The sequence below is a fragment of the Desulfocurvibacter africanus subsp. africanus DSM 2603 genome (genome assembly GCF_000422545.1).
GTDB lineage: Bacteria > Desulfobacterota > Desulfovibrionia > Desulfovibrionales > Desulfovibrionaceae > Desulfocurvibacter > Desulfocurvibacter africanus.
In genome coordinates, this window is sequence record NZ_AULZ01000008.1 from 90,414 (window position 1) to 110,287 (window position 19,874).

Genomic DNA, 19,874 nt, shown 5'->3' on the forward strand with positions numbered 1-19,874 from the left:
TTAATCTTGACATTGGCAACGACCTATGGTGGTTACGTACAACTTAAAAAACATCGGGCTACTTGAAGTCCGAGCTCCCTACACCAGATAGTCCGAGGAGGTCGAACGATGGTATTCACCTGGCTGCATGCAGCGATCATCGTTTTCTTCATCGCCGGGCTAGCCTTCGCCGGCGGACCTCTCCTCGGATCATTGTTGCTTGCGCCCAAGGCCCGTGGCGGCGACATCGCGCTCCCTTACGAGTGCGGCATGGTCCCGCATGGCGCCTCCTGGATGCGCTTCGGCATCAATTATTACGTTTACGCCCTGCTGTTCCTGGCCTTCGATGTCGACGTGCTCTATTTGTTCCCGGTGGCGGCCTACTACCCGCACGCCGAGGGATTGATGCCCGTTATCAAGGTCTTCATATTCCTGGCCGTGCTGGCCCTGGGCGTACTCTACTTCTGGCGAAAAGGAGTCTTCACATGGCCGAAACGCGTGCGCTGAGGCCCGCAATCGCGGACATCGAGCCGCCTCTCGTTCAACTGCCCCTGGCGAAACAGTTCCTGGACGTTTGCAGGGCCATGTCTTTGTGGCCCATGACCTTCGGCTTGGCCTGCTGCGCCATCGAAATGATGGCCATGACTATGCCTCGCTTCGACGCCTCCCGCTTCGGAGCCGAGGTCTTCCGCCCGTCCCCGCGCCAGAGCGACCTCATGCTCGTAGCCGGCACCGTCTCCAACAAGATGGCCCAGGCCGTTGTACGGCTCTATGAGCAGATGCCCGCGCCCAAGTACGTCATTGCCATAGGCAACTGCGCCATCTCGGGCGGCCCTTTCTTATTCAAGGGTCAGTACGGCATCGTCGAGGGTATCGACAAGCTCATCCCGGTGGACGTTTACGTGCCCGGTTGCCCGCCACGCCCTGAAGCCTTCTTGGAGGGCTTGTTCAAACTCCAGGAGAAGATCACGGGCCGCCGCTGGTGGCCCGAGCAGCCCGACCAGCCCGAAGGAGAGCACAAATGATTGGCCAACAGTGCCTTCTGAGTGCCGGAAACGCCTGCCGCAAGCCCAGGGACCATGCGACCACTGGCAGCGTCGCGAGCATCTATCTAAGCAGCGAGCAACTCCTGCCGGCCATGCGCGAAGCCTTGAAAGACGGCTATTTCCTTGAGGACGTTTGCGGCCTGGACACGCTCGAAGGCTTCGAAATCGTCTATCACCTGGATCGCTGGGACCAGCCGGGGCGTCTCACGCTCAGGATCGCGATCCCGCACGACAAGCCGGAAGCGCCGTCCGTCGCCTCGGTTTTTCCTGCCGCGGACTGGCACGAGCGCGAAACCTTCGACATGTACGGCATCGTGTTCACCGGCCATCCCGACCTCAAGCCACTTCTTCTGCCCGAGGACTCGAACATCCACCCGCTGCTTAAAGAGCCGGCGGATCGCGTGTCCATATACCACCTGTTCCCCGACTACGACATCGTCGATTGTCGGCCCGAATTCCTCAAGGGTGACATCCGGCCAGCGCCGCAAGAGCCAGGTTCGCCGGACACGAGCCCAGGCAAGCCGGACAAACCGGCCAAGGCGGGCAAGAGCGCGGGCGTCTAGGATAGAGTAGGACGAAAGCTCGATCAGTCAAGGTTGAAGGTGGATAGCGACATGACCGAACATCTGTCTGGTGACTTCTATACACAGCGTTTTTCGCCCGGACCGACCGAGGATACGCTTATCCTCAACTTGGGGCCGCAGCATCCCTCCACCCACGGCGTTCTGCGCATCATAGTGGAGCTGGACGGCGAGTACGTGCTGCGCGCCGAGCCTGTGCTGGGCTACGTGCACCGCATGCACGAGAAGATGGGCGAGGTGAAGACCTGGGCCCAGTACTACCCCAACCTCGGGCGGGTGGACTATCTGCACCCCCTGGCCTGGAACTGGGGCTACGTGGGCGCGGTGGAGAAGCTGGCCGGCCTTGAGGTGCCGGAACGCGCCGAGTTCATCCGCGTCATTGTCACGGAACTCAACCGCATCAAGTCGCACCTGCTCTGGTGGGGCGCGTACCTGCTGGATCTGGGCGCCGTCACGCCCATCATGTACGCGTTCATGGATATCGAGAACCTCAATGACATCCTGCAGCGCCCCACGGGATCGCGTCTGACCTACTGCTACTTCCGCTTCGGCGGCCTTTCCGCCGACCTGGACGATACCACGCTCGGCATGATCCGCGATTTCGTGCCTCACATGCGCGGACGGCTGCCCATGTACAAGGATCTGGTCACGGACAACGTCATCCTGCGCAACCGTCTGGAAAACGTGGGCGAGTTCAGCCTGGACCTGTGCCAACGCTATGGTGTGACCGGTCCCTGCCTGCGCGGCTCGGGCAAAGCCTACGACATACGCAGGGCCGAGCCATACGGTGTCTATGACCGTCTGGACTTCGAGATCCCGACATATCCGCAGACCGACTGCATGGGCCGCTACCTCGTGCGCATGGACGAGATCGAGCAATCCCTGCGCATCATCGAGCAAGCCATGAAGATGATGCCCGCTGGCGACTACATCCACCCCAAGGCGCCCAAGGCCAAATGGACCGCGCCTCGCGGCGAGGTCTACTTCGCCGTGGAGAGCGCGCGAGGCAAGGTCGGCTTCTGGATCGTCTCGGACGGCAAAGGTCGCAATCCCTACCGGGTCAAGCTGCGCTCGCCATGCTTCTGCAACCTGAGCTGTTTCGCCGAGGCGGCCCAGGGCACGCTGCTGGCCGATGCGGTAGCCACACTGGGCAGCCTGGACTTGGTCATCCCGGAACTCGACCGTTAGGAGGGCGAGCATGCACATCCCGATGCTGGGAGAAGTATCCATCGAGCTCATCCGCCTGGTGCTCGGCCTGGTCTTACTGGCCGCTTTCGTGGGCGGCAACGGCGTGGTGCTCGTCTGGCTGGAGCGTAAGGTCGCCGGACACATCCAGCGCCGGCCAGGACCTTTCGAGGTCGGCCCCCACGGCCTGCTGCAGACTCTGGCCGACGCGGCCAAAATGGTCGGCAAGCAGCTCGTAACCCCGGCCGGAGCGGACAAGCTCCTGTTCTGGCTGGCTCCCCTGCTGGCCTTCCTGCCAGTGTTCGTGCTGTTCCTGCCCATATCCTGGGGGGAAGGGATCTTCGTCCTGGAAACCAACCTGGGTCTGGTGCTCATCCTGGCCTTCGCCGGGATCAACGTCGTGGCCGTGATGGTTGGCGGCTGGGCCTCCAACAACAAGTACGGCGTGCTCGGCGCGGCCAGAGCCGTGGCCCAGTCCGTGGCCTACGAGATCCCGCTCTTGCTGTCCGTGCTGGCCATCAGCTTCATGACCGGCAGCCTGGACCTCAACCGCATCGTCGAGCTGCAGGGCAACTGGCCCTGGCAGTGGAACGTGCTGGTGCAGCCAGTTGCTTTCGTTATTTACTTCATCTGCGGCCTGGCCGAGACCAACCGCGCGCCCTTCGACCTGCCCGAAGGCGAGAGCGAGCTGACCGCAGGCTTCCATACCGAGTATTCAGGCATGGGCTTCGGCCTGTTCATGCTGGCCGAGTACGCCAACATGCTCGTGGTCTGCGGCGTGGCCAGCATTCTGTTCCTTGGCGGCTGGAAGGGGCCGTTTCTGCCCGGCCCGTGGTGGTTGCTGGCCAAGATGTACGCGCTCATGGCGCTCATCATGTGGTGCCGCTGGACCTTCCCCCGGGTGCGCTTCGACCAGCTCTTGAACTTCAACTGGAAGTGGCTCATTCCCATCACCCTCGCGAACCTTTTCCTTACGGCTGTGCTGGTAAAGGTATTCTAGCCTCGGGAGCCAAGGAGAGCCAATGAGCGTCGTGTACGACATAGCCAAGAAAGTCGCCTCCATGTGGAGCCTTATCGTAGGGCTCAGGGTGACCACGAAGAACTTTTTCCAGCCCCAGGTCACGGTGCATTACCCGCGTCAGAGCGTGGACAACCTGTCCACCTTCCGGGGCCACATCGAGCTGGTTGGGCAGCCCAAGGACCCGGCTACGCCCCGCTGCATCACCTGCATGCTGTGCGCTACGGTCTGTCCGTCCCAGTGCATCTCCATCACCAAGGCCAAGGCCCCTCCCCCTGAGCCGGCCAAGAAGCTGCCCGACCATGCCGAAGGCCCGCTCGTGCCGCCCGAAAAGGCCGAGCCGCCCAAAGCCAAGGTGATCAAGACTCCGGGCTCCTTCGAGCTGAACTTCAATACGTGCAGCCTGTGCGGAATGTGCGTGCAGAACTGCCCGGTCTCGTCGCTGCGTTTTTCCACCGACGTCTATGCCGCGGGCTTCAGCCGACAGGAGTTCGAATACGACCTCATGGCACGACTGCGCCTGCAGGCCGCAGTGCTGGGCGTAGCGGCTTCGCAGGTCAACAGCCCGGCCTGCGAGGACACCCTGGAACGCGTGGACCCGGAGAAATACAGGCTGGCCAAGGGCCCGCTAACCCAAGCCGATGCCGTGACCAAGGGCAAGCGCGGACAGGCAGCATAGGGAGGGGCGTATGGAATTCTTGGCCAAGGCAGCATTCGTATTCTACGTGCTCGTCATCGCCGGCGGCTCTCTGGCCGCGGCCCTGTCGCACAACATGGTGCGGGCCCTGCTCGGCTTGATCCTGACCATGTTCGGCGTAGCAGGCATGTACATGCTGCTCAATGCGCCCTTCGTGGCGCTCATGCAGGTGCTGGTCTATGTGGGCGCCGTGGCGGTGCTCGTGTTTTTCGCCATCATGCTCACGCGCACGCCCACGGGCGGCGAGGAGAGCCAGCCCAACCCGTCGCGCAAGTATCTCCTGGCGCTGCTGACGGCGATGCTTCCCGGCGCGGCCTTGGGCTGGGTCTGGCTCAAGCATCCAGTGCTCAGCGATGTCACGCCGGTGCAGGCTCCCATGGAGGCGTTGGGCCAGGGACTCATGGAGCCTTACATCCTGGCCTTCGAACTTATCTCCGTGGTGCTCTTCGTAGCCATGTCCGGCGCGGTTATCCTGGCCTTCAGGAAGAGGGGGTCCTAAATGAACCTGCTGTTCTTCGCCCAAAACGCGCCGGCCGGAGGGCAGACGCTGCTCCTCTACCAGCTCGTGGCTCTGATGATGCTGGTCATCGGCCTGTACGGCGTCATCTGGCGCCGCAGTCTGGTCGGCATGCTCATCAGCGTGGAACTCATGCTCAATGGCGCGGGGCTGGCTATCGTTTCAGCCGCCCAACTCACGCCTGCCAGTGACGTGCTGGGCCAGCTGATCGCACTGCTGGTCATGGGCTTGGCGGCTGCCGAGGCCACGCTGGTGCTGGCCATCATCTATGTGGTGGCCAAGCGCTTCGGAAGCGCGGCAAGCGATAAGATCTCACTTCTGAAAGGATAGGGGCGGGACATGACCATTGAAAGCATGCGGGTACTCACGCCCATCATCATCACCATGATCTCGCCGCTGTTCGTCTGGCTCCTGCGCCATGACGAGAACAAGCGCGAGGCCGTGTCCTTCGTAGCCGCGGTCGCGGCCTTGCTGGCCACGCTGAGCATGGTGCCGAAGGTCCTGGATGGGCACATCTGGACTTACACTCTCTCGGAGATCCTGCCGGGCATCAAGATCGCCTTCGCTGTGGACGGCCTGTCCTGCATTTTCGCCATCGTGGCCACATTCCTGTGGTTCCTGGCCACGAGCTACAACATCGGCTACATGCGCTCCCTCAAGGAACACGCCCAGACGCGCTACTACTTCTGCTTCGCCGTGGCCATCTTCGGGGCCGTGGGCGTGGCCTTCTCGGCCAACGTGTTCACCCTGTACCTCTTCTACGAGGTCATCACGGTCTTCACATACCCGCTGGTTGCCCATCACCAGGACGAAGAAGCCTATACGGGCGCGCGCAAGTACCTGGTCTACCTCATGGGCACGTCCAAGCTCTTCCTGCTCACGGCCATGGTCATGACCTATGTGCTGTGCGGCACCCTGGACTTCCAGCTCGGCGACATAATCACGGGCATGCCCTTCCCGGTGCAGGAGCACCCCATAGCCGTGAGCGTGACCTACTTCCTGTTCCTGTTCGGCCTGGCCAAAGCGGCTATCATGCCGCTGCACAACTGGCTGCCCTCGGCCATGGTCGCGCCCACGCCCGTCTCGGCCTTGCTGCACGCCGTGGCCGTGGTCAAGGCTGGCGTGTTCTCCATAAGCCGCATCATCCTTTCGGGTTTCGGCCTGGAGACCATGGAGACACTGAACCTGGGGCTGCCGACGGCCTACCTGGCGGCCTTCACCATTGTGGCAGCTTCGATCATCGCTCTGACCAAAAACGACCTCAAGGCGCGGCTGGCCTACTCAACGGTCAGCCAGCTGTCCTACATCATCCTGGGCGTGTCGCTGCTCACGCCGCTGGCCGTCACGGGCGGCGTGGCGCACATCGCGCACCACGCCTTCTCCAAGATCACGCTCTTCTTCGCCGCCGGAGCCATCTACGTGGCCACCCACGAGAAGAAGATCGACCGTATGAACGGCTTCGGGCGGCGCATGCCCTGGACCTTCGGCGCCTTTGCCCTGGCCTCCCTGTCCATGATCGGCATGCCGCCAGTGTGCGGCTTCGTGACCAAATGGTATCTCATCACCGGGAGCATGCAGGCCGGCCAGACGGCCATCCTCGTGGCCCTGCTCGGCAGCACCATTCTCAACGCGGGCTACTTCGGCCCCATCGTCTACCGGGCCTTCTTCAAGAAGCCCGTGGACGGCGTCGATCTATCGACAATCGGTGAAGCGCCCATGAGCATGGTCGTGCCGCTCTTCGCCACCGGCATCATATCGGTGCTGCTGGGTCTGTTCCCAGGGACGTTCCTGAGCTTCATCCAGGTCTTCGGCAAGTTCTGAGGAGGCATGCATGCGCGACACGCTTGGAGCATTTGTCAGCGGCCTGCGTCGCAAATCCGGTCTGTTCAAGTGGCTGTTCTTCGTCACGCTGGCCCTGCTGGTAGCGTTGAATATCATTCTCCGTCCGCATCACCCGCACGTGGACGCCGAGGCCCTGCCGGGCTTCTGGGCGGTCTTCGGCCTGGTGCTGGCCGTGGCCATGGCCGTGCTCATGAAGGGCATCGTCGCCCCGCTTATCGGCTTTTCCGAGGACATCTATGACCGAGATCAGTAGCTTCTTCCTCCATCCGGCCATCGGCTTCTTCGCCTTGGCGCTTGTGCTGCCGTTCCTGCCCGGCCGGCGGCCGAGCAAAATTCCGGGGTTCAGCAAGCCAGGAGACGACAGAAGCTGGTGGCGCTGGCTGTTGCCCTTGCCGGCGGTGTTGGCCATCGTGGCCGTGTTCACCTACGAGCCCGGCAATTACGGCGGGTTCGAATACCTTGGCCTGAAGCTCCAACTGGGCCGCCTGGACCGGTTGTCGCTCATCTTCGCCAACGTATTCGCCATCCAGGCCCTAATCGGCTTCATCTACGCCTTCCACGTGCGGGACAAGCGACTGCACATGGCCGCCTGTTTTTACGTGGGCGGAGCCTTCGGCTGCGTGTTCTCCGGCGACTACCTGAGCCTGTTCATCTTCTGGGAAATCATGAGCATCGCCTCGACCATGCTCATCTGGCTCAACGCGCGCGACAACGGACGCGCTCCCGGCGCGGGCCTGCGCTACTTCCTGGTGCACACCCTGGGCGGCTTGCTGCTGCTCGGCGGCGTGCTCCTGCGCTACAAGGCCCTTGGCCATTTCGATTTCGAGCACGTGGGCTTCGAGGGCGCGCGCTACTACGACTGGCTGATCATGTTCGGCTTCGGCGTCAACGCGGCCTTCGTGGCCCTGCACGCCTGGCTGCCCGACGCCTACCCCGAGGCGACCATCACCGGCGCGGTGTTCATGAGCGCCTTCACCACCAAGACCGCGGTGTACGTGCTGGCGCGCGGCTTCGCCGGCTGGGATTTCCTGGCCTACATGGGCACGGCCATGGCGCTGTACGGCGTCTTGTACGCTTCCATGGAGAACAACGCGCGGCGCATCCTGTCCTACCACATCATGTCGCAGGTGGGTTACATGGTGGCCGGCATCGGCATCGGCACGGCCCTGACCATGAACGGCGCAACGGCCCACGCCTACGCCCACATCCTGTACAAGGGTCTGCTGTTCATGAGCGTGGGCGCGATCCTGCACTCCGCGGGAACGGCCAGCCTGGAGAAGCTCGGCGGCCTGGCCGGGCGGCTGCCGCTGGTCATGCTGGCCTACATGGTTGCGGGCCTGTCCATCTCGGGCATGCCCATCTTCAACGGCTTCGTGTCCAAGACCATGACCATTGCCGGAGCCTTCGAGGATCATCATGTCATTCTGGGCATCCTGCTCGAGGTCGCGGCCGTTGGTACGTTCCTGTCCGTGGGCCTCAAGCTGCCATACTTCGCCTTCTGGGGCGGCAAGCCCGAGGATACGACCAGGGTGCTGAAGCCCATTCCGGGCAATATGTACCTGGCCATGGGCCTGGCCTCGGCCATGTGTATCCTGCAGGGCCTGTTCCCGCAGATGCTCTATGTCTTCCTGCCCTTCCAGCCCGTTGATTACGTGCCCTGGACACCTTGGCACGTGTTGCAGACCCTGCTTCTGCTCGGCTTCACGGGCCTGGGCTTCATGCTCATGCGCAAGGTGCTTAAGCCGCACGCGCAGCGCAACGTAGACTTTGAGTTCCTGTATATGCTCATCGGCCGGGGCTTCGTCGCGCTGGTCAGTCGGCCCATGGCCTTCTTCGACTCCCTGTGGAGCGAGGCGTGGCGGGTTCTGGGCCTGCGCGGTCTCATGGGCGGCGCCAAGGGCGCATCGATATTTGACCGCAAGGGCATCGACACGGTGGTGGACGGCGCTGCCTACACCACGCGCGCGCTGGGCTTTGTGTCCGCGCGCATGCAGACCGGCCGTCTGCAGGATTACCTGGCCGGCGCTGTGGCCGTCGGCGTCGCGGCCATGATCCTGGTCTGGATTCTGCGCTAGGCGCGCAAACACGAGGAGCGAGACGGCAATGATCGATGCTGGCTACCCGATCCTTTCTAGCTTGATATTCTTCCCGCTGCTCATGTGCCTTGTGCTGGCCTTCGTGCGCAGCGATGAGCTGGTGCGGGTTATCACCCTGGCCGCCTCCGTGGCCGAGGTGCTGTTGGCCCTGCCGCTTTTCGGATTCGATCCGGCCCAGGGCTTCCAGTTCGTGGAGCAAATGGCCTGGGTGCCGCAGTGGGGCCTGTCCTACTACCTGGGCGTGGACGGCATCAGCCTGCTCATGGTCATGCTCACGGTAGGTATCCTGCCGCTGTGCGTGCTCTGCTCCTGGACCTACATCGGCAAGCGCATCAAGGAATTCCACATCTGCCTGCTGCTCATGACCGCAGCCTGCATAGGCGTGTTCTGCGCCCTGGACTTCGTGCTGTTCTATGTCTTCTGGGAGGCCATGCTCGTCCCCATGTACCTGCTCATCGCGGTCTGGGGCGGTCCGGAGCGGCGCTACGCTTCCATCAAGTTCTTCCTGTACACCCTGGCCGGCTCAACGCTGCTGCTGGTGGCCATGGTTGCCTTCTTCCGCGCTGGCGGAACCTTCAGCATTCCGGAACTCATGGAGCGCAGCTACTCCTTCCGTTTCCAGTTCTGGGCCTTCCTGGCCATGGCCCTGGCCTTCGCCATCAAGGTGCCCATGTTCCCCTTCCACACCTGGTTGCCCGCGGCCCACGTGCAGGCGCCCTCGGCCGGCTCGGTCATCCTGGCCTCGGTGCTGCTCAAGATGGGCACCTACGGCTTCCTGCGCTTCTGTCTGCCGCTGACTCCCGCGGCCAGCGCCTACTTCGCGCCGGTCATGATCGCCTTCGCCATCGCCTCCATCATCTACGGCGGCTTCGTGGCCCTGGGCCAGAGCGACATCAAAAAGCTTATCGCCTACTCGTCCGTGGGCCACATGGGCTTCGCCATGCTGGGCATCTTCCTGTTCAACCAGCGCGGCGTGGAAGGCACGCTGCTGGTTATGCTCAACCACGGCATCGTCACCGGCGCGCTGTTCATGATGATCGGACTCATCTACGAACGCAGCCATAGCCGCGAGATCACGGCCAACCAGGGGCTGGGCAAATTCCTGCCGGCCTACATGGGCTTCTGGGGGTTGTTCGCCCTTTCCAGCTTCGGCTTCCCCGGCCTGAACAGCTTTGTGGGCGAGGCAGCGGTCATGACGGGCGCGTTCCAGCACAGCTGGCTGGTGGGCGCGCTGGTGGTGCCTGGCGCCATGCTCGCCGCGGCCTACATGCTGCGCCTGTCCCTGCGCATGGCCTGGGGTGGCCCGGCTTCGCCCGCAGGCAAGAGCTGGCGCGACATGAACTCCCGCGAATGGGTCTATCTCGCGCCGCTGGCCGTGCTGACCATCTGGCTAGGAGTTGCGCCGGGCATGGTCCTGCGCACGATAGACCCTGCCATCGAGCGGCTGCTGGCCGATTTCCAGGCCAAAAGCCAAGCGGTTGTGGCCCAGGTTGAAGAAATCGACCGCCCGCTGCCCATGGAGTTGGCCGTCGTTGAAATTGACAAGGCCGGCGCGACAGGCGCACCGCTAGCCGATTAGGCCTGCACGACGCAGCACGTCGCGATTCCGAGAACTAAGGAGAACGCACGGTGAACCTGAGACTCGATCTCCTCGCCCCCGAACTGGTGCTCGGCTTGGCCTTGCTGGCCCTGTTCGTGCAAACCCTGACGACCCGGAAAACGGCTGAGCCAAGGACCGGCGGGGGATTCCTCTACGGCGGCTGGCTGGCCTACGCGGCCGTGGCGTCAGCCGTGGCTTCCGCCGCCACACTGGGTCTGTCCGGGCTCATGTTTTACGGTGCATACCAGATCGACGCCCTGTCACAGTTCTTCAAACTACTGATTTCCGTGGGCCTGGCCATCGCCACGCACAACGCATCATTTGGCGGCACGCCCGAACTGGCACAGGACAAGCGCTCGGACTACTACCTGTTCCTGGCCCTGAGCGCTTTCGGCCTCATGCTGCTTGCCTCCAGCGTAGAACTCATCACCATCGTCATCTCGCTGGAAATATCCTCCTTCTGCCTTTATGCCATCGTCCCACTGCGCGCGGAAAAGCCCGAGGCGGTCGAGGCGGGCATCAAGTACGTCATGTTCGGCGCGGTGGCCACGGCCTTGGCGCTGTTCGGCCTGGCCTACATCATGGCAGCGCACCAAACCACCTACCTGCCGGCCTTGGTCGGTCGCGATTTCGGCTTTGCCGGCGCTCCCCTGGCGGCTCTGGGCCTGGTGCTCTTCGCCGTGGGCTTCTTTTATAAGTTGGCCCTGTTCCCATTCCACTTCTGGGCCCCGGACGTGTATGACGGCGCGAGCAACGAGACCGCGGCCTATATCGCCACGCTGCCCAAACTCGGCGCGGTGGTGGTGCTCGTGCGTCTGGCTTCGCTGCTCGGACCCGGCCCGGAAGTGGCCATGGTGCTGGCTGTGTTCGGAGCGCTGTCCATGACTCTGGGCAACCTCATGGCCCTGGCTCAGAAGGACATCAAGCGACTGCTCGGCTTCTCCAGCGTGGCCCATGCCGGATACATCATGCTGGGCCTGGTTGCCGGCACCAGCGAAGGTTTCGCCGCGGCCTCCTTCTATGCCCTTGTCTACCTCGTAATGAACCTTACTATCTTTTGGGTCGTCTGCCGGACCTCGCCGAGCGGCCGCAATCTTGTACTTGACGACTTGGCCGGCATGCATCGCCGCGCGCCCATACTGGCCTTCGTGCTGGCCGTGGCCGCTTTCGCCCTGGTAGGCCTGCCGCCAACGGCCGGCTTCACCGGCAAGCTGTTCCTGCTTTCGGCGGCCTGGGGCAGGGGCTTTGATTGGCTGGTGGTGGTCGCCGCCGTGAACACGGCCATATCCATCTTCTACTACCTGAACCTCGTGCGCTACGCCTATACGGCCGAATCAGACGAACCCAGCGAATCAAAGGGCGGCGTCGCGCAGTTAGCAAGACCCACAGCCTGGGCCAATGCTTTCGGCCTGGTGCTGGCAGCCGTGGTACTTGCTTTGGGCGTGCTGCCCAGCCCCATGTTCAATCTGGCCGCCGCCGCTGGACAGCAGTTAATGCCTTAGAAGGGTCCATCCCATTAAGCCGCTAATACGCGGGCTTGGGGTTGGTACCCTGAGCCCGCGTTTTTCGTTGGTGGATCCCTGCAGAGATTATCATGAATCCACTCCGAACCAGACGAGGTAATGATTCAGGCCAATCCGCAATCCAAAAATGCTACTCTTTTCATTCTATTTCAGCCCCTTGCAGGATTGTAAATAGCAGTCTCAGAGTCTTTATTTTGCACAAGGACTATAACGGCTTCAATGTGAAAAAAGTAATTTTCTTCAATGGCTTTGACGTATTCGTTGGGATCAAGTAATTGTTGCTTTGATCTCAGTTTTTTTTGAAACAAAGGGGTTCTATCCCTGGCATAGTGCAGGAGAGTTTGTCATGAGCAAGTACTATATCCGCACAAATCAGGCCCGGTGCATATCCTGTAAGGCCTGCGAAGTTCACTGCAAGGCCAAGAATCGTGTGCCCAAGGGCGCCAAACTGGGCATTCTGGTTTCCACCAATCCGGTTAAGGAAGGCGACAATCCCAAGATTCTCAATCTGTTCATGCCTTGCTTCCACTGTGAGCAGCCCTGGTGCGTGGCTGCTTGTCCAACCGGGGCCATGACCAGACGCGATAAAGACGGCATCGTCTATGTCAATGCGGAACTGTGCGTCGGCTGTAAGGCCTGCATTGTAGCTTGTCCCTGGAAGATTCCGCAGTGGGACGAGACCTCCGGCCGGGCCATCAAGTGCGACTTCTGCCGCGACAGACTCGATCAGGGGCTGAAGCCGGCTTGTGTCACGGCCTGCACGGCTCGGGCACTGGAGTTCGTGGAGCCCAATACCGAGAGCGAGAAGACACGCAAGGCCATCGGCCTGAAGATGATCGAGCGCTAAGACCGCGACGGCGCGATAATCCTGTCGCTATCTAAGGTCACAGCGCGGAAGCCCGGCTGAAGCGACAAGCTAGTTGTGCTGGCTGACGGTTCCCTATCCTTGAGTTACCTGTGCTAAGTGATAGCCTCCGTTGACGTGGCCTCGTGGTCCGGCGGCGGAGGCAAGCCCGAAATAGGCCTGTTCGGAATACGACGCTGAAATGGATTCAGATCAAGGAGGAGTGAGTCGTGAGAATCGGTAAACATGCCTTTCTCGTCGCAGCGCTAGTGCTCGTTGTGGCAGTGGTCTTGGTTCAACCCGCTTGGGCTGATAAGCTGGCCGACGCCATTCAGGAGGGAATCACCTCCGGCAAGGTCGATCCAACTGCTGATCCCGGTTATCTTGGCATCCCCGGAGCCCCCAATGTGAACCTCATCCTGGCCTTTGTGTGGGCGATATGGGTAGGCTGGATTTTCTCCACCGTCGGCGCCTTCGGCGGCGTCATGGCCGGCGTTGGTCACATCACGATCTACGGCCTGGGCAACTACGGCAAGAGCTTCGGCAAGGGCGCCACGCTCAACAAAATGGTCACGGACTCCATCCGCGTATCCAACCAGTTCCTCGTGGGCACCTCGGCGCTGATCACCTCCTTCAACTACTACAAGATGGGGCGCCTTGTGCTGCCTTTGGGCGTGGCCCTGGCCATCGGCTCCATCCTGGGCTCCTGGCTCGTTCCGTTCCTGACCGCAGGCAAGGTGAGCTTCTCCCAATACCAGGGCTGGTTCGGCGTGTTCGTTCTGGCGCTGGGTGTATTCCTCTTCTACCAGACCACTCCGGCCGGCTCGGCCAGCCAGAAGAAGGCCAAGGTAGCCGCCAAGGCCTTCCAGGACAGCGTGAAGAAGCAGAAGGAAGGCGGCAAGGTCGACTTGGCGGCCCAGGGCGTGCGCGTGGTCAGCTTTTCGCCGTCCAAGGTCGTGTTCACCTTCTTCGGCGTCGAATTCTCCTTCAACCCGCTCATCCCTATCTTGGGCGGCTTCGTCATCGCATCCATCGCGGCCTTCCTGGGTGTGGGCGGCGGCTTCCTGCTCGTGCCCTTCCTGACCTCCGTGGCCGGCCTGCCCATGTACCTGGTCGCCGGCACCTCGGCCCTGGCCGTGCTTATCGGCATGATCACCTCCATCATCACCTATATCACCCAGGGCGCGCTGGTTGACTGGGGTTTGGTGGGCATAGAGATCATCGGCATCGTCATCGGCTCCGTGATCGGCCCCAAGACCTCCAAGTACATCCCGGACCGCTGGCTCAAGATCCTGTTCATCGTCCTGGCCTTCTACGTGGGCCTGCGTTACATCGGCCGAGGGTTCGACATTGGCTTCCTGAAGATCATCCCTTAAGCGGCCAGCGCATACAGCTTGCTGATAAAAGGGCAAGCCCGCTCGCCGGGTCTTGCCCTTTTCTTTGCACCACACTACTACCGTAGCGGGAACATACTAGGACTGCAGCCATGCTCGAAAACGTCAGCAGCTTCCTCGACCCGGTGTTCATTGCACCCTACAAAGCCGCACTGGCCCTGAGCGGCGATGCGCTTGTCGCCTTCATTCTCGGCACGCTGGCCCTGGTCGTCATCACCACCGTCATTGGTGAGTTGACCATGGCCGGGGTCTATTGGCTAAACCGCCGCCATTTCGCCAGCCTGCGCCGCGACATGATCACGCACAACAACCTAAGCCTCCAGGCCCTGGCACAGAAGGACAAGGTCAGCTACACGGCCTGTAACAGACTGGCCAACGAGTTTTTTGGCCGCAATCTGTTTTCGGGCTTCACCCTGTTCGCATCCTCCCTTTGGCCTGCTGTTTTTGCGCTGGCCTGGATGGGCTCTCGCTTCGGCGCAATCGTCGTACCCCTATGGGGCTTCGAGTTGCGCTATCCGGCCCTGTTCGTACCCCTCTACGTGCTTGCGCGCATCGGCTTCGGGCTGACAAAGAAGCGCATCTGGCCCTTCACGCGCATCACTGCCTGGATTTCGCGAAACGAGGACTGCGGTGAGAAGCTCATGACCATTTCCGATCTGCTCCCCAAGGAGCCAGACGAGACCGGCAAGACCGACAAGCCCGGCAAAGTCGGCGACACTCCGGCCTGATACTTATCTGGAGGGCATGCCATGCACGAAGTCAGCCTGGGTGGAACCCTGCTCGACTACCTGACCGGCGAGCAAGTGGAGCGTACGACTTACGAGGATCTGCGTCAGGCCCTGGCGCGCATGCTTGTGGAAGAGAAAGGCTATCCCTCCGACAGCCTGCGGCCCCGCGTGGAGATTCCTTTCCATATCGATGGTGAACAGCAGAGCCGCACGGCCGATTTGGTCGCGTACGATGAATTCGACCATCCGTTGCTGCTGGTCATCTTCTGCGCCGGCGCGCCCGGCACCTATGACCGCGAGTCCGTGGCCTCCGCCCGCCTCATAAACGGCGGACCCGCGCCGCTCGTGGTGGTTACCGACACCCGCGACGCCGTGCTGCTGGAGACATCCCGAGGCCGCGTCCTGGCCAACGGCATGGCCGCCCTGCCGGCCTGGACCGATCTGCGCGCCAAGGCCGAGGCCGTGGAGCAGCGTCCTCTGTCCGCGGAGGCCCGCCAGCGCGAGGAGCGCATCCTGCACGCCTACACCGGCTTCCTAAAAACCTGCTGCGGCGAATCCTGCGACCTGAAATAGGCGTCGCCGGAGGCTATTCCGTCTCTTGCCCTGCTTCCGTCTCGTACAGAAACAGGCGCAGTCCGTTGACTCGGCCTTCAACAACCCTGTCGCCGTAACCCACGCCCACGCCCAGCACAGTGCCGCAAGGCCCAGGAACGAAGGCCTTCGCCAAGCGATCCACGATGAGCGCGCCCGTGGGCGTGATAAGCTCGTCACGGGCCTCGGTGGGGTACACGGGTTTGCCGGCCATGAGCCTGGCGGTAGCGGGAGCCGGAAGAGGCAACAGGCCATGGGCGCAGGAGACCGTTCCGGAAAACCAGGGCAATGGGCCGCTGACCACCTGCGCCACGCCCAGTTCCTCCAGTCCCCAGATTGCCCCCACCACGTCCACCAGCGTGTCCACGGCGCCGACTTCGTGGAAATGCACCTGCGCCATATCCACGCCGTGCACACCGGCCTCAACCTCGGCCAGCCTGCGGAAGGCCTCCAGGCTGAGTTTGCGCACAGCTTCGGACAGAGGCAGGCGCGCGATGACGGCCTCTATCTCCGACAGGTGACGCAGAGGCTGTTCGGCAGCGGCCTCTATACGCAGGCCCATGCCCGCCAGGCCGCCCACTCTGCGCGGCTCGGCCCATACCTTGGTTTCAACGCCGGCCTGGCTGAGCGCCTGCCCCAGGTTCTCGGGATTAAGACCCAAGTGGCACAAGGCCGCCAGGAACATATCCCCGCCGATGCCGCCGGCCGGGTCCAGGAAGATGGCTCGCATGTGAGGTCTCCGTGCGCTTTCCGACTCCGTGTTTGGAACAGGCCGGCTTGATTAAAGAAAAATCATGTGCGATATGGAAGTCAAACAGCCCCACGGCTGCTCAGGCCGCGCTAAAGAAGGAGCTCCTACTATGCTTATAAAGGACTGGATGAACACTCCGGTGATCACCGTCGGTCCCGACGAATCCATGATGAAGGCCTCCAAGCTATTGAAAGACAAGAACATTCGCCGCCTGCCCGTTGTGGATGACACTGGCAAGCTCATCGGCATCCTTTCGGATCGCGACATCAAGGAAGCCTCGCCCTCCAAGGCTACTACCCTGGACGTCCACGAGTTGTACTATCTGCTCTCGGAGATCAAGGTCAAAGACATCATGACCAAGAATCCCGTGCGCCTGAAGGCGGAGGACAGCGTGGAAAAAGCCGCGGTGCTCCTGTCCGAAAAGTCGCTCGGCGGCCTGCCCATTGTTGACGACAATGACTCGGTGGTGGGCATTATCACCGAGAAGGATATGTTCGACATCCTGATCGAGATCACCCGCGTGCGCGACGGTGGCGTACAGATGGGTTTTCAGCTCCCGCGCACGCCCGGCGCGCTCAAGCCGATCCTTGAGGATCTCGCCGGCAGCGGAGCCAAAATCCTGTCCATCATCACCGTCTACCCCAAGGGCCAGCCCAACCGTAAAGCCTTCATCCGCATCGACGAGATGGAAAAATCCGAGCTCAACAAGCTCAGGGACGCCCTGGCCTCGCGCTACGAGCTGCTCTTCTTCCTCCGCGACAACCTGCACTCGCTTATCTAGATCCGTTTGCATTTAACCTGAGAGAGGGCGCTGCCCTCTCTCAGACTTTCTCCCGCCAGGGAAATGATTTCCCTGGACTCTCATTTCATTTGCAAAGTGCTTTAATACAGTATTGAGGCCGCCTGGCTTCAGTCGCGAGTTGGCGCAAATGATCTGCGCCAACTCGCACCATGGATATCCTGAAAAGGCTGCCGCTTTACAAGCGCGGCTGCACCTGCCCGCCTCCGGGCGCGTAATCACGCAAGAAGCAGCGCTCGGCCTCGGCAGTTCCAATAATGATGATTTCGTCTAGCGGACCCAAACGCAGGCTTGGGTCAGGGTTGATCTGCAGCCCGTCTTTGGTCTGCACGGCGATGATGCTGCAGCCAGTGCGGGCGCGGATGTCGGTCTCGGCCAGCACCTTGCCCGCCAGGGAAGGCGGCACAGCCAAACGGATGACGTTCAGCCCTTCGGCCAGCATGAGCAGATTGTCCGGCCGCAGCAGGTTGATCAGGGTATTTGCGCCGAGCGATGCCTCGGACATGACCAGATCAGCGCCGGCGGCGTGCAGCGTTCCCACGTTTCGGTCCAGAGTGGCCCGGCTTACGATCTGGATGTCCGGGCGCAGCTTACGGCAGTAGATGGTCAGGTAGATATTAAGGTCGTCGTTATGGGTGGAGATGAACACCGAGGGCGCTTCCCGGATGCCCGCGACCAGCAGCGTATCCAGGTCCGCGGCGCTGCCCAGCACGTATTTGTCGGCATCCCTGACGGCCTTGGGGTTCTTTTCCACGATACGATAAGAGATGCCGCGCTCTTCGAGCACCTGGGCCGCGGCTTGGCCTACCCTGCCGCCGCCCAGGATGATCACCGGCGAATCGTGCGGCAAGTCCTTGCCCATGACCGCGTCGTAGCGTTCGAACTGCTCGTTGGTGCCGGCCAGCACGAGTACCGTGCTCTGCCCGATGAGCGTGTCCGGACCGGGGATGTGGAAGTTGCCGCGCTCCCAGACGCCCACCACGCTCACTCCAGTGGTCTCGCGCAAACGGCTGTCACGCAGCCGCTTGCCTTGCAGCGGAGTGCGCATGGCCGGGGCCTCGGCGATGAGCAAGCCGTCCAACCGACCGATGACGTTGGCGCGGGTGCTGGAGCCGATGAGTCGCCGGGCCAAGGCCTGCCCCAGGAGCTTGGTGAACTGGAAGACATGGCTGCTGCCGGCCAGGGACAGAATGTCCAGGGAGTCATCCATATCCGCGGTGGCGATTACGGTCGCGTTGGAAGTAAGCTCGCGCACCGTGAACGCGATGTTGGTGTTGCGCATGTCGTCGTTGTTGACGAACACCATGGCCGCGCCCTCCACGCGCAGGCGGCGGTAGGTTTCGGGGTCGTCCAACTCGCCCACCACGACCTTGTAACCTTGGTCGTAGAGTTCCAACGCTCGTGGCAGGTCCGCTTGAAGCAGTGCATAGTCGTAGCCATACTGTATAAGACGCTTCGCAAAGCTCGCGCTGACCGGGTCGAAGCTGGTTAGAATGACATGGCCCGCCTTGCCGGACGGCAACTCGCGAGGCGCACGGGCCTTGGCCTGGGCATCCAGCCAAGGGGCATAGAAGAACTGGATGAAGGAAAAGGGCAGCATGACCAGCAGGTAGATGACGCCCGTGAGCAGCACCAATAGGGAGAAGGCCCTGCCTAAGTCCGTGGTGAAGGTAATGTCCCCGAAGCCCAGGGTGCTCATGACAGTCAAAGTCCAGTAGATGCCGGTGAGCCAGGTGTGATCGCGGCCTTCCAGGCGCATGAGGTAATGGAAGACCACGCTGTAGACGGCGACCAGCACCGCGATGATCGCCAGGTACTGCAGGAGCTTGCTTACGTTGCGCCGCGCGGTCCTGCTCTGGAAAAAGTACATCAGTTGCGAGGGCATATATTTCATCGCGGCGGGGCTCCTTGCTGCCAATCCGGAGGGTTACCCGCACGCATTGTGGCCTAGAACGGCGCAGGAGGGAATACGCCGCCCGGCAAATACGTTACGCGGCCTCTCACGCCTGATCCGAGGCCGTGCGCAGCCTATCCGCATAAAAAGGCGTGAAGATATCAGGTGAAAGCGAAGGTGAGGTTTGGAGCAGATTGCATAAGAGCTGGGAAGGCGTTGCCCTCACCAGGCCTCACCCAGCAGGACTATTCTCGATAAGACGCTCCCCTGACCGCGCGGTTCGTTGGCGGATTGCATTCAGGGTCGCATCTCCCGGCCAGCGTTGCGGGCTAATGCGCTCGCGGGCATCCGGCCAGAAAGGCTGGCCTTTTTATCCAACAGGCTGCTATGCGCAGCGGGCTCGCGCGTATTCCGCCACCCAATGCTCAGTTTCGTCGTCCTCGGAGCGGCAGTTAGCCTGAGGCTTGGCGTACAGCAGCAGCTTGCCGCCCTCATGATCGAGCAGCTGTTCCGTGACGTATTCTGCCAAAGTCTGGAAACGCTCGTCATGGAGCATCTCGCCGCCGTCGCCCAACTCGTAATAGCCGGCCCAGACCGGCTTTGTCAGGGACATGGGCGCGCCCGAGCCAGGGGCTCCCATAAGCAGCACCTTGACCTGCTCGCCGCGTAGACGCGCCTCGCCCTGCCAGGCGGTTATTCCAGCCGGTGTTTTGCCCAACTTATATCCCAGCCTGGCCATTATGCGCTCGGCAGGTATCATTTCATTTCTCTTAGAATTCAAAATCTTAT

General features: G+C 61.8%; 21 protein-coding genes. 18 read left to right on the plus strand and 3 right to left on the minus strand.

Features of this window, described 5'->3' with window-relative positions; all coding sequences use genetic code 11:
• Positions 1 to 108 precede the first annotated feature (108 nt).
• The 17 genes from H585_RS0105920 (at position 109) to H585_RS0106000 (ending at position 15,623) form a co-directional block, all read left to right on the plus strand.
• On the plus strand, positions 109 to 486 hold the full coding sequence (locus H585_RS0105920) for an NADH-quinone oxidoreductase subunit A (RefSeq protein ID WP_005988978.1): 378 nt from the start codon (positions 109 to 111) through the stop codon (positions 484 to 486).
• On the plus strand, positions 465 to 1,004 hold the full coding sequence (locus H585_RS0105925) for an NADH-quinone oxidoreductase subunit B (protein WP_014259733.1): 540 nt from the start codon (positions 465 to 467) through the stop codon (positions 1,002 to 1,004). The genes H585_RS0105920 and H585_RS0105925 overlap by 22 nt, the downstream gene beginning before the upstream one ends.
• Positions 1,001 to 1,588, plus strand: a complete 588-nt coding sequence (locus H585_RS0105930; protein ID WP_027367147.1) for an NADH-quinone oxidoreductase subunit C — start codon at positions 1,001 to 1,003, stop codon at positions 1,586 to 1,588. Before H585_RS0105925 ends, H585_RS0105930 begins: the two co-directional genes overlap by 4 nt.
• A 51-nt stretch (positions 1,589 to 1,639) precedes the next feature.
• Positions 1,640 to 2,794, plus strand: a complete 1,155-nt coding sequence (locus H585_RS0105935; protein ID WP_014259731.1) for an NADH-quinone oxidoreductase subunit D — start codon at positions 1,640 to 1,642, stop codon at positions 2,792 to 2,794.
• A gap of 10 nt (positions 2,795 to 2,804) precedes the next feature.
• A complete protein-coding gene (nuoH, locus tag H585_RS0105940) occupies positions 2,805 to 3,791 on the plus strand; it encodes an NADH-quinone oxidoreductase subunit NuoH (protein ID WP_005988986.1) in 987 nt (328 codons plus the stop codon).
• A 22-nt stretch (positions 3,792 to 3,813) separates the two neighbouring features.
• On the plus strand, positions 3,814 to 4,488 hold the full coding sequence (locus tag H585_RS0105945; RefSeq protein WP_027367148.1) for a 4Fe-4S dicluster domain-containing protein: 675 nt from the start codon (positions 3,814 to 3,816) through the stop codon (positions 4,486 to 4,488).
• A 10-nt stretch (positions 4,489 to 4,498) separates the two neighbouring features.
• Positions 4,499 to 5,005 (plus strand): NADH-quinone oxidoreductase subunit J family protein, encoded by a 507-nt coding sequence (locus tag H585_RS0105950; protein WP_014259729.1) that lies wholly within the window; start codon positions 4,499 to 4,501, stop codon positions 5,003 to 5,005.
• Positions 5,006 to 5,353: an NADH-quinone oxidoreductase subunit NuoK gene (nuoK, locus tag H585_RS0105955; protein ID WP_005988993.1), complete on the plus strand. Its 348-nt coding sequence runs from the start codon at positions 5,006 to 5,008 to the stop codon at positions 5,351 to 5,353.
• A 9-nt stretch (positions 5,354 to 5,362) separates the two neighbouring features.
• Positions 5,363 to 6,844 (plus strand): monovalent cation/H+ antiporter subunit D family protein, encoded by a 1,482-nt coding sequence (locus tag H585_RS0105960; protein WP_014259728.1) that lies wholly within the window; start codon positions 5,363 to 5,365, stop codon positions 6,842 to 6,844.
• Positions 6,845 to 6,854: 10 nt separating this feature from the next.
• On the plus strand, positions 6,855 to 7,118 hold the full coding sequence (locus H585_RS0105965) for a hypothetical protein (RefSeq protein ID WP_005988996.1): 264 nt from the start codon (positions 6,855 to 6,857) through the stop codon (positions 7,116 to 7,118).
• On the plus strand, positions 7,102 to 8,940 hold the full coding sequence (locus tag H585_RS0105970) for a Na(+)/H(+) antiporter subunit D (protein WP_027367150.1): 1,839 nt from the start codon (positions 7,102 to 7,104) through the stop codon (positions 8,938 to 8,940). The genes H585_RS0105965 and H585_RS0105970 overlap by 17 nt, the downstream gene beginning before the upstream one ends.
• Before the next feature lie 28 nt (positions 8,941 to 8,968).
• A complete protein-coding gene (locus H585_RS0105975; protein ID WP_027367151.1) occupies positions 8,969 to 10,540 on the plus strand; it encodes a complex I subunit 4 family protein in 1,572 nt (523 codons plus the stop codon).
• Positions 10,541 to 10,596: 56 nt separating this feature from the next.
• Positions 10,597 to 12,063 carry an NADH-quinone oxidoreductase subunit N gene (locus H585_RS0105980; protein ID WP_034627293.1) on the plus strand — a complete coding sequence of 489 codons (1,467 nt, stop codon included), beginning with the start codon at positions 10,597 to 10,599 and terminating at the stop codon, positions 12,061 to 12,063.
• A gap of 367 nt (positions 12,064 to 12,430) precedes the next feature.
• Positions 12,431 to 12,931 carry a 4Fe-4S dicluster domain-containing protein gene (locus H585_RS0105985; RefSeq protein WP_005989000.1) on the plus strand — a complete coding sequence of 167 codons (501 nt, stop codon included), beginning with the start codon at positions 12,431 to 12,433 and terminating at the stop codon, positions 12,929 to 12,931.
• 227 nt (positions 12,932 to 13,158) lie between these two features.
• Positions 13,159 to 14,304 (plus strand): sulfite exporter TauE/SafE family protein, encoded by a 1,146-nt coding sequence (locus H585_RS0105990; protein ID WP_027367153.1) that lies wholly within the window; start codon positions 13,159 to 13,161, stop codon positions 14,302 to 14,304.
• A 110-nt stretch (positions 14,305 to 14,414) separates the two neighbouring features.
• Positions 14,415 to 15,050, plus strand: coding sequence for a hypothetical protein (locus H585_RS0105995; protein ID WP_027367154.1), 636 nt, complete (start codon positions 14,415 to 14,417; stop codon positions 15,048 to 15,050).
• Positions 15,051 to 15,071: 21 nt separating this feature from the next.
• Positions 15,072 to 15,623 (plus strand): type I restriction enzyme HsdR N-terminal domain-containing protein, encoded by a 552-nt coding sequence (locus H585_RS0106000; RefSeq protein WP_027367155.1) that lies wholly within the window; start codon positions 15,072 to 15,074, stop codon positions 15,621 to 15,623.
• Positions 15,624 to 15,636: 13 nt separating this feature from the next.
• On the opposite strand, the gene larC is transcribed toward H585_RS0106000, so the two are convergent.
• A complete protein-coding gene (larC, locus tag H585_RS0106005) occupies positions 15,637 to 16,371 on the minus strand; it encodes a nickel pincer cofactor biosynthesis protein LarC (protein ID WP_027367156.1) in 735 nt (244 codons plus the stop codon).
• A 130-nt stretch (positions 16,372 to 16,501) separates the two neighbouring features.
• On the opposite strand from larC, the gene H585_RS0106010 reads away from it, so the two are divergent.
• Entirely contained in the window at positions 16,502 to 17,173 is a 672-nt protein-coding gene (locus H585_RS0106010; protein ID WP_027367157.1) for a CBS and ACT domain-containing protein, read from the plus strand.
• Positions 17,174 to 17,369: 196 nt separating this feature from the next.
• Here the strand turns inward: H585_RS0106010 and H585_RS0106015 are convergent, their stop codons facing one another.
• Both H585_RS0106015 and H585_RS0106020 read right to left on the minus strand, forming a co-directional pair.
• A complete protein-coding gene (locus H585_RS0106015) occupies positions 17,370 to 19,085 on the minus strand; it encodes a potassium channel family protein (RefSeq protein ID WP_027367158.1) in 1,716 nt (571 codons plus the stop codon).
• 385 nt (positions 19,086 to 19,470) lie between these two features.
• Complete coding sequence (locus H585_RS0106020) at positions 19,471 to 19,845, minus strand: hypothetical protein (RefSeq protein ID WP_244432487.1); 375 nt, start codon at positions 19,843 to 19,845, stop codon at positions 19,471 to 19,473.
• Between the last annotated feature and the right edge of the window lie 29 nt (positions 19,846 to 19,874).

Bases quoted from the DNA above. Each gene is read 5' to 3' on its own strand.
- H585_RS0105920 (WP_005988978.1), top strand. From the start codon at position 109: ATGGTATTCACCTGGCTGCATGCAGCGATCATCGTTTTCTTCATCGCC.
- H585_RS0105925 (WP_014259733.1), top strand. From the start codon at position 465: ATGGCCGAAACGCGTGCGCTGAGGCCCGCAATCGCGGACATCGAGCCG.
- H585_RS0105930 (WP_027367147.1), top strand. From the start codon at position 1,001: ATGATTGGCCAACAGTGCCTTCTGAGTGCCGGAAACGCCTGCCGCAAG.
- H585_RS0105935 (WP_014259731.1), top strand. From the start codon at position 1,640: ATGACCGAACATCTGTCTGGTGACTTCTATACACAGCGTTTTTCGCCC.
- nuoH (WP_005988986.1), top strand. From the start codon at position 2,805: ATGCACATCCCGATGCTGGGAGAAGTATCCATCGAGCTCATCCGCCTG.
- H585_RS0105945 (WP_027367148.1), top strand. From the start codon at position 3,814: ATGAGCGTCGTGTACGACATAGCCAAGAAAGTCGCCTCCATGTGGAGC.
- H585_RS0105950 (WP_014259729.1), top strand. From the start codon at position 4,499: ATGGAATTCTTGGCCAAGGCAGCATTCGTATTCTACGTGCTCGTCATC.
- nuoK (WP_005988993.1), top strand. From the start codon at position 5,006: ATGAACCTGCTGTTCTTCGCCCAAAACGCGCCGGCCGGAGGGCAGACG.
- H585_RS0105960 (WP_014259728.1), top strand. From the start codon at position 5,363: ATGACCATTGAAAGCATGCGGGTACTCACGCCCATCATCATCACCATG.
- H585_RS0105965 (WP_005988996.1), top strand. From the start codon at position 6,855: ATGCGCGACACGCTTGGAGCATTTGTCAGCGGCCTGCGTCGCAAATCC.
- H585_RS0105970 (WP_027367150.1), top strand. From the start codon at position 7,102: ATGACCGAGATCAGTAGCTTCTTCCTCCATCCGGCCATCGGCTTCTTC.
- H585_RS0105975 (WP_027367151.1), top strand. From the start codon at position 8,969: ATGATCGATGCTGGCTACCCGATCCTTTCTAGCTTGATATTCTTCCCG.
- H585_RS0105985 (WP_005989000.1), top strand. From the start codon at position 12,431: ATGAGCAAGTACTATATCCGCACAAATCAGGCCCGGTGCATATCCTGT.
- H585_RS0105995 (WP_027367154.1), top strand. From the start codon at position 14,415: ATGCTCGAAAACGTCAGCAGCTTCCTCGACCCGGTGTTCATTGCACCC.
- H585_RS0106000 (WP_027367155.1), top strand. From the start codon at position 15,072: ATGCACGAAGTCAGCCTGGGTGGAACCCTGCTCGACTACCTGACCGGC.
- larC (WP_027367156.1), bottom strand. From the start codon at position 16,371: ATGCGAGCCATCTTCCTGGACCCGGCCGGCGGCATCGGCGGGGATATG.
- H585_RS0106010 (WP_027367157.1), top strand. From the start codon at position 16,502: ATGCTTATAAAGGACTGGATGAACACTCCGGTGATCACCGTCGGTCCC.
- H585_RS0106015 (WP_027367158.1), bottom strand. From the start codon at position 19,085: ATGAAATATATGCCCTCGCAACTGATGTACTTTTTCCAGAGCAGGACC.
- H585_RS0106020 (WP_244432487.1), bottom strand. From the start codon at position 19,845: ATGATACCTGCCGAGCGCATAATGGCCAGGCTGGGATATAAGTTGGGC.